The sequence below is a fragment of the Paracoccus gahaiensis genome, from assembly GCF_005048225.1.
In the GTDB taxonomy this organism is placed as follows: Bacteria; Pseudomonadota; Alphaproteobacteria; order Rhodobacterales; family Rhodobacteraceae; genus Paracoccus; species Paracoccus gahaiensis.
On the sequence record NZ_SUNI01000042.1, the window covers coordinates 1 to 12,297 of the forward strand.

Consider the following 12,297-nt stretch of genomic DNA (forward strand, 5'->3'; position numbering starts at 1 on the left):
GCCGACGACGGCCAACCTCATCGGCGGCGAAAATCTCGATTGGTGAAACAACTGAAGCGTATGACATAAGGCAATGCCTTAAGACTATTTGCTCAATCAGAGCAGACGGCCCTCACCGCAGGCTTACTATCGTATGCTCCTTCGTGATGAAGCAAACTCTACATCAAACCAAGGGACGTTCCGGGGGGCAGGTCAGGGGGGCTGGCCGCGCGGTTGTGCGAGGCTCGAGGCCTCAACGCCGCGGCAAGAACGCTCTGATACTCGCGGAATCTGCCAAATAGGTATCGCAGAAATGGGCCAGACCAGCTTCGGTCATCACCTCTAGATGGGAGATGTCAAGAGATCCGACGGCAAAGTGGTGATAGGATCTGGCAATATAAATCGAAACTCGATCTGTTTGAGCAGGCTGTCCCGCGCGTTCCCCGTTACTGGCGTAGTTGACCGACCATAGTGTTTCGTTCGGCACAACGACAATCGGCAGAGCAAGGCCGACATGCAGCCTTCCGTCCCATCGCTCTTGAATAAATTCATCATCCGCTACTTCGTAGACAAGATCATCCAAAGACTGAAGAGCCTGTGACCATTTCTCAAAAAACTCCGCGTCATTGGCGTGCAACTCTGCGTCCTTCGTTTCGCGCCTACCAACCTGAGCTGTGCTCTTTCCTACTGAACCTCCCACTGGGTAAATTTGGCTTGGACGAACGTCCACCCCTTCTTTGCCTTCGCCAACGACCCGTGGCATGTGAAACAAGTCTGACGGTTCCTCCGGCGTAGGCTCGTGAATGAAAATTTGGTGGAATGCTTCCGATTCATCGCGCGGGACACAGGACACCAACAATGGAAAGTGCTTGCCAACCGACTTGCATTCGATTGCGGCGGTGAGGGTGACAGAACCCCGGGTAACTCTTGCCCTGAGGTCGAACTCACGGAATTTTCCGGTGTCAGGATCTTTATATTGGCCACCATGCACACAATCGATGTCCTTTGTTGTCAGCATCTCAAAAATGCGAAGCTCGAAGGCGAAATCGGAAGCAGACGTAAGGTATTCTTCGAGGGCATCAATGCCAATGGGGTCTTTCTTTAGCCTCATCGGTGTAGCCTTTCTTAAGGATATTTGCACGGTCTGAGGCTTCCGCTTCGTTAGCGCAATGGGATCGCTTACCGCACCGCCTCTTGCCCACGCTGCGCCGCTGTGGCGAACCCATTGGGATTGTCGCTGCGGCCGATACGAAGTTCTGCTTTTCCAAGACTGGTGTGATCGCAGTGCCGCACCGCCGGAAATACCGCTCTCGGTCCATCGCGTCTGGGCGCGGCACTCTTGTAACAAAAAGAAGCGCACGCTCTACTTCCCTTCTCGGCGCACCAGTCCACCATCCGGAAAGGGCTTTTGCAACGCCTTGGCATCCTTCCAGCCCGCGTTAAGCCAGATATCAATCTCCTCCTGTGTGGTCAGGATCACCGGCATGGCCTTCGGGTGGATCGGCTTCACCACGGCATTCGGCTCGGTGGTCAGGAACCCGAACAGCTGATGCTGCCCCGGTCGCGGGGTGCGGTTTGACCCCCGCGTTCCGTGCCATGTCGTCCAGATCCCGGCGAAGACGAACAGCGGCTGGGTCTCGTCCAGCGCAAACCAGCACAGCGGTTTGCGTTTGGTCACCGGATCCGGGGTCTGTCCGTATTCCGAGAAGGCGGTGGCGGGGATCACGCAACGGCTTTCCGGCCCCAACCAGCGCCGCCAGTGCGGGCTCGTCGTGTTGCGAATGTTGGTGACCCCGGTGTCGGGGGCATCCGGGGCCTTCAGGAACTGCGGCGGTGTGGGCATGCCCCAGGTCATACGTGACAGTTCCCGGCCCTCCTTTGTTTGCCGGACCACCGGTGCCGGACGATCAGGGTAGACGTCGAGGTCGGGCTCAAGATTGCCGGCGACGTCATGGGTGATCCGCACGAAGTCCCGGATCGCCTGCTGGTTGGTGGTCAGATTGTATAAGTTGCACACCGACGTTGATCTCCTCTGCCGCCGTCACAGCATAGCCGAACGCTGGTCGCCCGCACCCTCTCATCACGATTGCCGCCCGGCGGTTGACTCGCGCCCCCGTAGGAACAAAACAGGAACTGCGATTCCCGTTCCCAACCGGCAAAGCACCCTGCCCCATCATGACCGAACTCGTTCCCCGTCCCACCGTCGCCGCGCTCCGCGCCCGCATTGCCCATCTCGAGGGCGCGGAGACGTATGCGCGCGAGGTGCTGCCCTTCGGCGTCGACATGCTCGACCGCCGGATGCCGCAGGGCGGTCTGGCAGTGGGTTGCCTGCACGAGATCGCCGGCGGAGGCGCCGGAGCCGTCGACGGCGCGGCAGCGGCCTCCTTTGCTGCCGGGATCGCCGCGCGACTGCCGGGGCCGGTGCTTTGGTGCGTGACCCAGGCCGATCTTTTCGCCCCGGGGCTGGAGCAGGCGGGTCTGTCGCCCGACCGGGTGATCTATGTCGAGGCGGGCGACGACACCGCCGTGCTGGCCTGCATGGAAGAAGGCTTGCGCCATGGTGGTTTGGGCGCCGTGGTCGCCGATGTGGCGCGGCTGTCGATGACCGCCTCGCGGCGGCTGCATCTGGCGGCCAAGGCCTCGGGGACGACCGGCATCGCGCTCAGGCGCTGGCGGCGCCAGGCGGATGCCAGCGATTTCGGGCAGCCCACGGCGGCGATGACGCGCTGGCGGGTCTCGGTGCTGCCTTCGGCCCCCCTGCCCGTTCCGGGCGTCGGGCGGCCGCGCTGGCTGATCGAGTTGATCCGGGCGCGGGCGGGCGAGTCCTTCGATCTCGAGCTGGAGGGTTGCGATGGCACGGGTCATCTCGGTCTGCCTGCCGATGTGGCCGATCGACCGGCTGCAGCGGCAGGCAGACAGCACGCCCTCGGCTGAGGCGCCGCTGATCCTGGCGGGTCGGGTCGGCAACCGCCGGGTGGTGACCGCAGCCTGCGAGGCGGCCATTGGTCTGGGTTTGCGCGTCGGGATGCCGGTGAGCAAGGCGCAGGCGCTGGTCCCGGATCTGCGCATCGAAGCTGCCGACGCCCGCGCCGATCTGGAGGCGCTGGAGCGGCTGGGCCTGTGGCTCCTGCAGCGTATCGCGCCCATCGTGGCGGTCGATCCGCCCGATGGGGTGGTGATCGACGTGACCGGCGCCGATCATCTGCATGGCGGCGAGGAGGCGCTGCTGGAGATGCTGCTCGGGCGCCTGACCCCGTCGGGCATCACCGCACGCCTTGCCATTGCCGACACCTGGGGAGCAGCTCATGCGCTGGCCCGCTACCACCGCGAGAGCACAGTCTGCATGGCCCTGCCCGGCTCCACGGCGACGGTGCTGGCGCCGCTGCCCCTGGCGGCACTGCGCCTGCCGCATTCCACCGGGGCCGGGCTGCGGGATCTGGGCTTTGCCACCATCGGCGACCTCATGGACACCCCCCGCGCGCCGCTGACCCTCCGCTTTGGCCCGGAGCTGCGCCGCAGGCTGGATCAGGCCCTGGGCGAGGTGGCCGAGCCCATCGATCCCCTGCGCCCCGCTGGCCTGATCGAGGTTCGCCGCAGCTTCGCCGAACCCATCGCCGCCGCCGAGACCATTGCCCGCTACATTGGCAAGCTGGTCACTGACCTCTGCACCGCGCTGGAAGCCCGGGGCGAAGGCGCGCGTCGGCTGGACCTGCTCTGCTGGCGGGTCGATAATAGGATCGAGACGGTCCGCGTCAGACTGGCCGTGGCCCAACGCGACCCGAAGCGCCTGACCCGGCTGCTCTGCGACAAGATCCCGAGCATCGATCCAGGCTTCGGGATCGAGATCATGACCCTGACCGCCACCCTGGCCGAGCCGCTGGTCGCGCGACAAGCCTCCAGTCTGCTGGAACAGGCCCCGCCCGACATCTCCGACCTGGTCGACATGCTGGCCAACCGCGTTGGACATCGTTCGGTCTATCGCCTCAGCCCGGTGACCAGCGATGTGCCGGAACGCTCGGTGGCGCGGATCGCCGCGCTGTCGCCGGATCAGGGCCTGGGCTGGCCCGGGCACTGGCCCCGCCCCTCGCGCCTGTTGCCCCGCCCCGAGCCCATCGACACCATGGCGCTGCTACCCGACCATCCGCCGAACTGGATCTCCTGGCGCGGCATTCGGCACCGGGTCCGCCGCGCCGATGGGCCGGAGCGGATCTTCGGCGAATGGTGGAAGCGCGACGCCGAGGCCCGGGCCGTGCGCGACTATTTCCGCATCGAGGACGAGGCGGGCCAGCGCTTCTGGATCTTCCGCGCCGGCGACGGTGAGGACGCCACCACCGGCTCGCATCGCTGGTTCATCCACGGGGTGTTCGGATGAGCTACGCCGAGTTGCAGGTTACCTCGCAGTTCTCCTTCCTGAGGGGCGCGTCCTCGGCCGAGGAGCTGTTCGCTACCGCCGCCCTGCTGGGCATCAAGTCCATGGCGGTGACCGACCGCAACAGCCTTGCCGGCATCGTGCGGGCGCATGAGGCCGCCAGGGAGACCGGCGTGCGGCTGATCGTCGGCTGCCGGCTGGATCTGCGCTGCGGGATGTCGGTGCTGGTCTATCCCATCGACCGCCCGGCCTGGTCGCGGCTCTGCCGGCTCCTGTCCATCGGCAAGGCCCGTGCGGGCAAGGGCGCATGCCATCTGGACTGGCCCGATCTGCAGGCCCATGCCGAGGGGCTGCTGGCCATCCTGATCCCCGACGCGGCGGACGACACCTGCGCCCTGCGCTTGCGCCGCTTGCGCGACACGTTCGGCGAGCGGGCGCATCTCGCCCTGACGCTGCGCCGACGCCCCAACGATCAACTGCGCCTGCACGAGCTGTCGACCCTCGCCGCTGGGCTGGGCGTGGCCACGGTGATCAGCAATGACGTGCTGTTCCATGTCCCGGACCGCCGCATCCTGCAGGACGTGGTCACCGCCATCCGCCACACCACCACCGTCGATGCCCTAGGCTTTCGCCGCGAGCGCCATGCGGACCGTTACCTGAAAGCGCCGCCCGAGATGGCGCGGCTGTTTCCGCGCTATCCCGAAGCGCTGGCGCGAACCCAGCAGATCGCCGATCGTTGCCGCTTTTCGTTGGACGAGCTGCGCTATCAATACCCCGAAGAACGCGACGACCCGGCCCTGACGCCCCAGCAGACGCTGGAGGCCCTGACCTGGGAGGGGGCGGCGACCCGCTATCCCGAGGGCCTGCCCGACAGCGTCCGGGCCGCGCTGCGCCACGAGCTGCGCCTGATCGCCCGGCTGGATTACGCCCCCTACTTCCTGACCGTGAACAGCATCGTCCGCTTCTCCCGCTCCCGGGGCATCCTCTGTCAGGGGCGCGGCTCGGCGGCGAACTCGGCGGTCTGCTATGTGCTGGGCATCACCTCCATCGATCCGGGCCGCAACGACCTGCTGTTCGAACGCTTCATCAGCGAGGAACGCCGCGAGCCGCCCGACATCGACGTGGACTTCGAACACGAGCGCCGCGAGGAGGTGATCCAGTGGGTCTACAAGACCTATGGACGCAGCCATGCCGCCCTGACCGCCGTGGTGATCCGCTATCGCTCCAAGGGCGCGCTGCGCGACGTCGGCAAGGCCCTGGGCCTGCCCGAGGATCTGATCCGCGCCATCTCCGGCCAGATCTGGTCCTGGGGCGAGGAGGGCATCACCGACGATCAGCTCCGCGAGCTGGGCCTGAACCCCGACGACCGCCGCCTGCGGCTGCTGCTGGATCTGGCCGCGCAGCTGCGCGGCGCACCTCGGCATTTGTCCCAGCATCCGGGCGGCTTCGTCCTCACCCATGACCGGCTGGACGATCTGGTCCCCATCGAGCCTGCCGCCATGGCCGACCGGCAGATCATCGAATGGGACAAGGATGATATCGACGCGCTGAAGTTCATGAAGGTCGATGTGCTGGCCCTTGGCATGCTGACCTGCATGCGCCGGGGACTGGACCTGATCGCCGCGCACAAGGGCATCCGCTACGACCTGGCCACCATCCCGGCCGAGGATCCGCGCACCTATGCGATGATCCGCAAGGCCGACACCCTCGGCACCTTCCAGATCGAGTCGCGCGCCCAGATGTCGATGCTGCCGCGGCTGAAGCCGCGCACCTATTACGATCTGGTCGTGCAGGTGGCCATCGTCCGGCCCGGCCCGATCCAGGGCGACATGGTCCATCCCTATCTGCGCCGCCGGGCCGGGCAGGAGCCGGTCCACTACCCCACCGCGGAACTGGAGAAGGTGCTGGGCAAGACCCTCGGCGTGCCGCTGTTCCAGGAACAGGCCATGCGCGTGGCCATCGAATGCGCGGGCTTCACCCCGGGCGAGGCCGACATGCTCCGCAAGTCCATGGCCACCTTCAAGATGACCGGCGGGGTGTCCAGCTTCCGCGACAAGCTGGTCGAGGGCATGGTCGAACGCGGCTACGACCGCGACTTCGCCGAGCGCACCTTCCGCCAGTTGGAGGGCTTTGGCAGCTACGGCTTTCCCGAAAGCCACGCCGCCAGCTTCGCGCTGATCGCCTATGCCTCGGCCTGGCTGAAATGCTGGCATCCCGATGCCTTCTGCGCGGCGCTGCTGAACAGCCAGCCGATGGGGTTCTACGCCCCCGCGCAGATCGTGCGCGACGCCCGCGATCACGGCGTCGAGGTCCGCCCGGTCTGCATCAGTGCCTCGGATTGGGACTGCACGCTGGAGCCGGCGGGCGACGCCGGCGACGATCGCTTCGCCGTCCGCCTCGGGCTGCGCATGGTCAAGGGGCTGGCCGAGGCTCATGCTGAGGCCATTCGCTCCGCCCGCACCACCCGGCCCTTCGCCAACGTCGCCGATCTTTGCCGCCGCGCGGGGGCACCGATGGCCGCCCTGACCCGCATCGCCGAGGCCGACGGGTTCCGGCCCGCCTTTGGCCTCGCACGGCGGGAGGCAATCTGGGCCATCAAGGGGCTGCGCAATGACGACCTGCCGCTGTTTGCTGCGGTGGAGCAGGATGCGCCAGCATCTGCAGGGCATGATGACCCGCCCGGCTCCCACGACGATGCCACCCACCAGGATCGCGGACCGCGTGCCGCCTCATCACCCACGCCCCATATCGAGCCCACCGTCTCCCTGCGCCCGATGGCTGCCGGGCGCGAGGTCGTAGAGGATTACGGGCATACCGGCCTGTCCTTGCGCCGCCACCCGGTCTCCTTCCTGCGCGTCAACCTCTCCACCCGCCGCATTCGCACCTGTGCCGAGGCCATGGCCGCTCCGAGCCGCCGCTGGACCGAGATCGCGGGGCTGGTCCTTGTCCGTCAGCGCCCCGGATCCGCCAAGGGCACCATGTTCATCACTCTCGAGGACGAGACCGGCATCGCCAATCTCGTCGTCTGGCCGAAGGTCTTCGAGGCGAACCGTCGTATCATCCTCTCCGCCGGGATGATCGCCGCTGCAGGACGTATCCAGCGCGACGGCGACGTCGTGCATTTGGTCGTTTATCGCCTCACCAGCTTGTCAGCAGAACTCGCCAGCATCGGTCAGCGGAGCGACGCCTTCCCCCTGCCCCATGGGCGCGGCGACGAGTTCCATCGCGGCGCGCCGGTGTCGGATCGACTCACACCCGCGGCAGATAGCCCGAAAGGGACAGTGCAGCCAACGCCCCGCCCCAGAGACGACTATACCCCGGAGCTGCGCATAGGTGAGGTCAAGGGGAAAACACGGGCATTCAGATAACTTGCAGCGTGCCGAGCGGTGTTTATCATTCACACTTGATAAACGGCACGCGGTGCGTCGCAACAGCAGGAGCCCCGTCTGATGGTGGGTGAGCAGAGGTGCCGCAGGACTAGGTATGATCCGCCTCGGCAGCGTCTGCGACGGCCATCATTGAGTTTATCACTATCGCACGCCCAAGCAGGTGCCCAGGCATATCCCTACGCCTAAGTGGCCATGCCCAGTTGCCGGTCGAAACGGGGGCCAGTTCCGGGGCATAAATTTCGTCAAAACTACGCAAGGGACCAGCGTCGAAACTGACGCTAAACGCTGGACCACTTCCCGAACTCCGATTTCAGACCACGCTGCTGCCGTCCCATCCAAGATACCTGTAAACTTTCATTCGAGAAAGCGGGGGTTCGCTCGTTTACAGTCCATCCGGGCCCCTGAAGGCCAGAATGAAACGCTGTCAAACGCCCATTCCTTATCCGACTTCGTGACTTCTTCTCGGCAGGTCCCCATCACAGATACAAGGTCGCACTAAGATCACCCGTCTCGCTAAATCTTCCTTTTCACACGGCTAAGGCTTGCGCGATCTCAAATAAAATGCCACCGTATACAAAATTATCTAATAAGAATGGTGCAATGCTAGACCCAAGCTTTTCCCATAAGACATTGTCCGCCTTCGTGATAAAAACTGATAGCGCGAAGTTCGGCTTAGCGTCAGAAGAAATTAAGAACCTGCGGCTAAATCTACTTGCTCAGAAAATTAATGAAGATAGATACTCATTGCGATTCTCGAAATCGTCAGTCAATGGTCGGCCTATTGCGCAACCGGCAACGTTTGAAAGCGCCGTCGTCATGCGCAAACTCGACCATGACCTGAAAAAGTTAACGGGAATAAAGCAAGCGGATCGCACTCGGATAATACGGCGAATGAAGATTCTTATGGCTGAGGGCATACCTTATACAATAGTTCGCTTGGATATCAGAAAGTTTTATCAAACAATAAATATCGACGCTTTACGCAAATGCCTTATTAGCGCTACACGCACCACCTATTCACTCCGGCGCATGTTGGACCGATTCCTTAATTGGTGTTCAGAAAACTGCGACGGAATACCGGCAGGTGTTTCACTCAGCGGCTTACTTTCCGAGATCTATTTGAAGGAGTTTGATAGTAAAGTTTTAGCCCATCCAGAACTAAGATTCTACGCTCGATTTGTCGATGATATTATCATGATAACTTCACCAAATGTGGAAAGGACTTCGTTCTTTGATTTCCTGCAAACGAGCCTCCCTCAAGGGCTTGAGTTTAATACTGAACCCAATAAACACTATTTTAAAAAAGTAAATAATAATTTTGATAAGAATTCTGATTATTGCGCTAAATTTGACTACTTAGGATATTGTTTCCATGTCGGAAAGATCATCAATCCTCCGGGTGGCGCGTTTCGCTCCGCATTCAGGGTAGTAAAAATCGACATAAGTAAGAAAAAGATAGAAAAAAGAAAGAGAAAGTTTATTCTATCCTTGCGTGCATACCTTAAAGACCACGATTCGCAAAAATTAGTTCGCAGATATCTCCTCTTAAATAGTGGTTACGAATTTTTCGATCAAAGCCGCAGCTCAAAAAGGCGAGCAGGGTTGTGCAACACATATCCCGAGATCGACTTCCCGTCGGAAGGATTATCGGAACTTCAGAATTTTTATCATGCCACTTTACTTTCGCCAAGATCGTCATTTGCGGCGAGACTAAGGCTGGCGCCTGTGCCGAGAGCGCAGAAAAAGCAGATTCTGGCACTCAACCTTCAACGTCACGTTGAAATGAAACTGCACTTTAATTTTTCAATTTCTGAAATGATTCAACTGAACAGGTGTTGGCGTCATGTCTAAAAAAGGCTCAACCACAGTTGTCATGCGAAGCGACGACTACCTCCGCGCCCTTTTAAGCGATACGACACCTTCGGAATTGCCAATCATAATATCAAATGATGGCTTCTATAAAAATATGAAGAATTTCGAAACTTATACAGGATGGGCAAATGAATTCTTTACAAAAGTTCTGCTTCCAAATGATGATAGCAAACGGCCTAGCAAACCGTTATCGATCCGGATTATCAAAGATGAAACATCTCATCGTCGGTTAGGCCTGCCCCATCCTAGAGCACAGCTAGAAGTCGCCAGATTCTACGAAAAATTTGAAGATCTTATACCATATTACTGTCAACGAAGCTCATTTTCGCTTCGCCAACCTAGGCGAGTAGCTGGAAGATACTACATCTCAAATCCTAACGAGAATATATATTCTGAAAAGAAATCAACGGTCACTACACTTGACAACGAATTAATATCAAAGCATCCTGCTAGCTTTTTTGCATACAGCGGCTTCCATCGGCTTCACGAGTTTTTTAACTCTCCATTGTATAATTCGCTCGAACGACGATTTGCGAAGATGTGTATGCTAGATATTAGCAACTGCTTTGGAAATATTTACACTCACTCAATCACCTGGGCAACCAAGTCGCAAAGAAAAGCCAAAGCATATACAGGCGCAGAAATGTATGGATCGGCGTTTGATCGAACAATGCAAGTCATGAACTACAATGAAACAAACGGTATAGTTATAGGTCCGGAAATTTCACGTATATTTGCTGAAACCATACTGAGCCGGATCGACTTCGACGTAGAACATCGCCTCAAGATGAGCGAAAACAATAAACTTACGGCCCGGAAAAACTATGCGATAGGACGTTACGTTGACAACTATTATATATTTTACGACCAAGACCAAGATCTGAATCAAATAAAGATTGAAATAGAAGAATCCCTTTCAGATTATAAGCTTGCCATAAACGAAAAAAAGACCGAGTTAGTATCTAGGCCGTTCTACACCAAAAAATCCATGGTAATCTCAGAACTTAACAGTCTCCTTAAGGCGCTAGTGGATCCCCTTACAAGCCAAGTTAAGATTGGAAAGGCAACAAGGCAGTTTCCTAGTCGTATTTTGTCTACAGCACGCCTTTTTAAAGCTTTTGCGTCATCCTTACGAAGAGCGTGCTACGTTTCTGGAGTCGGATATGAAGATGTTACAAGCTACGTTACCGCCGCCCTAAAACTGAGGCTGAAAAAAATACTTGAAGACGGGCATGAGATCTATGAGCTAGCTCCTGATGGACGAGCTGCCTTTAACCTACCTAATCAACAAGCCGAACTCGACGCGTTATATAGCCAAGCCATTAAATTTCATCTAGAGGCTGCATTTCATACATTTTCACTTTGTCCAAATGTGGCGTCGTCACTGAATCTTGCCAGCATGCTAGTTCAGTCCGCGGAATTTCTTAGAAAAACATCCAAAGATGACTTCTACTCTTTGCGCGAGAAGGTTCAGCTTTGGACCGCCTCGCTTATTGAGACTCAGCATTTTTCTCGGTCTGAACCGACCAAACACGTGACTGCGATTGAGGTTCTAAATATTTTATGTGCGCTTCGAGCCTTTGGGTTTGATGGAACGTATTTCTCCGACGCAGTGGACAGTTGCCGGCGAATTGGAAGTTCTCCAAATTACTTCAGCATAGTTACTAAGCTATATCTTTTTCAGGACGACGAAGACTGTGCTTCACTTAAGATGGAGTTAATATCTTCTTCAATTAAATTGTTTAAGGAAAATTCAGATCTCTCCCTTCATTCTTCGTCCCTTCACCTACTTCTTGACTTACTAGCGTGTCCGTATTTGGACATCCGATGTCGTAGGTTAATCTTTAGAGAGGCAATGAAAGCCCACAACGCCGCGCAAAGGGATACGGCCATTCCGTTTCCCAATTCAAACACTGACCTCGACAAGATCTTATCGCAGTTTGCAGGGCGAGATTGGTTTGTTGACTGGAAGGTAACAAATCTCAAAAGAATGATCGAAAAAAAGCAGTTGAGTAGAGCTTACGAGTAAGATAAACATAACTCGCTCAGCCTTCCCTGCGGCGTCGCCGCTTGCCTGTATCGCGAGATCAGCAAGCAGCATGAGTATCGGAGCGATTGCGCTAAGTCGACGGCTTCGTTGCGAGTGAAGGTGACGGCGTGATCCTTCACCGGACCCTTTAACGGGCGGACGGAGGTCTGATTGTTTTGCATGCTAGTTGCTTGGCATGTTGAACTCCGTTCGCACACACCTGAGGTGCTGGGCGCGGCGGGAGTGGTCGAGGTAACTCTCGGCGCTCCCAAAGCCCGTCGTAACTTATCAACGCTCACAGAAAAAGGGTTCCTACGCTGAACGGCTGCCATCTACCGTGATTGTTGGTTACTTGAGGATCAATAAGAACGTTAGGCATAGATGTGTTTCTTCCGGGTTGACGGTGGTGCGTTCAGGGATGCAGATCATTCAGGATTGTCATGTCAGCGATCATTGGCATCAAGCTGAGGACACGACTGCGTCCTTGAGGGTAAAGGGTCGATATAGCCAAAGGTCCCACCATAGACATATGGTAACCACCCGGTTGTGGCCGCCTGCCTGAGGTGAGGCCTGTGCCTTAACCTGCGTCGTTACTGACGTCATTACCGACGTCATATGCGATGGAGGCTATCATGCGGGACGGGTTGGTGCTTGGGGTT

7 protein-coding genes are annotated in these 12,297 nt (G+C 58.5%); 5 read left to right on the plus strand and 2 right to left on the minus strand.

The window, feature by feature from the left end; translation table 11 throughout:
* Positions 1 to 232: 232 nt before the first annotated feature.
* Positions 233 to 1,090 (minus strand): hypothetical protein, encoded by an 858-nt coding sequence (locus FA743_RS19285; protein ID WP_136887696.1) that lies wholly within the window; start codon positions 1,088 to 1,090, stop codon positions 233 to 235.
* A 252-nt stretch (positions 1,091 to 1,342) separates the two neighbouring features.
* The gene (locus tag FA743_RS19290) at positions 1,343 to 1,996 is read right to left on the minus strand and encodes an SOS response-associated peptidase (protein ID WP_136887697.1); all 654 of its coding nucleotides are present in this window, start codon (positions 1,994 to 1,996) and stop codon (positions 1,343 to 1,345) included.
* Positions 1,997 to 2,154: 158 nt separating this feature from the next.
* Here FA743_RS19290 and FA743_RS19295 point away from each other — a divergent pair, with 158 nt between their 5' ends.
* The 5 genes from FA743_RS19295 to drt3b all read left to right on the plus strand — a co-directional run bounded on the left by FA743_RS19295 (position 2,155) and on the right by drt3b (position 11,638).
* Positions 2,155 to 2,913, plus strand: coding sequence for an ImuA family protein (locus FA743_RS19295; protein WP_136887698.1), 759 nt, complete (start codon positions 2,155 to 2,157; stop codon positions 2,911 to 2,913).
* Entirely contained in the window at positions 2,831 to 4,351 is a 1,521-nt protein-coding gene (locus FA743_RS19300; RefSeq protein WP_136887699.1) for a Y-family DNA polymerase, read from the plus strand. The genes FA743_RS19295 and FA743_RS19300 overlap by 83 nt, the downstream gene beginning before the upstream one ends.
* The gene (locus FA743_RS19305; RefSeq protein WP_136887700.1) at positions 4,348 to 7,716 is read left to right on the plus strand and encodes an error-prone DNA polymerase; all 3,369 of its coding nucleotides are present in this window, start codon (positions 4,348 to 4,350) and stop codon (positions 7,714 to 7,716) included. Before FA743_RS19300 ends, FA743_RS19305 begins: the two co-directional genes overlap by 4 nt.
* Positions 7,717 to 8,337: 621 nt before the next feature.
* Complete coding sequence (drt3a, locus tag FA743_RS19310; RefSeq protein WP_342774430.1) at positions 8,338 to 9,588, plus strand: antiviral reverse transcriptase Drt3a; 1,251 nt, start codon at positions 8,338 to 8,340, stop codon at positions 9,586 to 9,588.
* Positions 9,581 to 11,638 carry an antiviral reverse transcriptase Drt3b gene (gene drt3b, locus FA743_RS19315; protein WP_136887702.1) on the plus strand — a complete coding sequence of 686 codons (2,058 nt, stop codon included), beginning with the start codon at positions 9,581 to 9,583 and terminating at the stop codon, positions 11,636 to 11,638. Before drt3a ends, drt3b begins: the two co-directional genes overlap by 8 nt.
* The last annotated feature ends 659 nt before the right edge of the window (positions 11,639 to 12,297 follow it).

Bases quoted from the DNA above. Each gene is read 5' to 3' on its own strand.
- FA743_RS19285 (WP_136887696.1), bottom strand. From the start codon at position 1,090: ATGAGGCTAAAGAAAGACCCCATTGGCATTGATGCCCTCGAAGAATAC.
- FA743_RS19295 (WP_136887698.1), top strand. From the start codon at position 2,155: ATGACCGAACTCGTTCCCCGTCCCACCGTCGCCGCGCTCCGCGCCCGC.
- FA743_RS19300 (WP_136887699.1), top strand. From the start codon at position 2,831: ATGGCACGGGTCATCTCGGTCTGCCTGCCGATGTGGCCGATCGACCGG.
- FA743_RS19305 (WP_136887700.1), top strand. From the start codon at position 4,348: ATGAGCTACGCCGAGTTGCAGGTTACCTCGCAGTTCTCCTTCCTGAGG.
- drt3a (WP_342774430.1), top strand. From the start codon at position 8,338: ATGCTAGACCCAAGCTTTTCCCATAAGACATTGTCCGCCTTCGTGATA.
- drt3b (WP_136887702.1), top strand. From the start codon at position 9,581: ATGTCTAAAAAAGGCTCAACCACAGTTGTCATGCGAAGCGACGACTAC.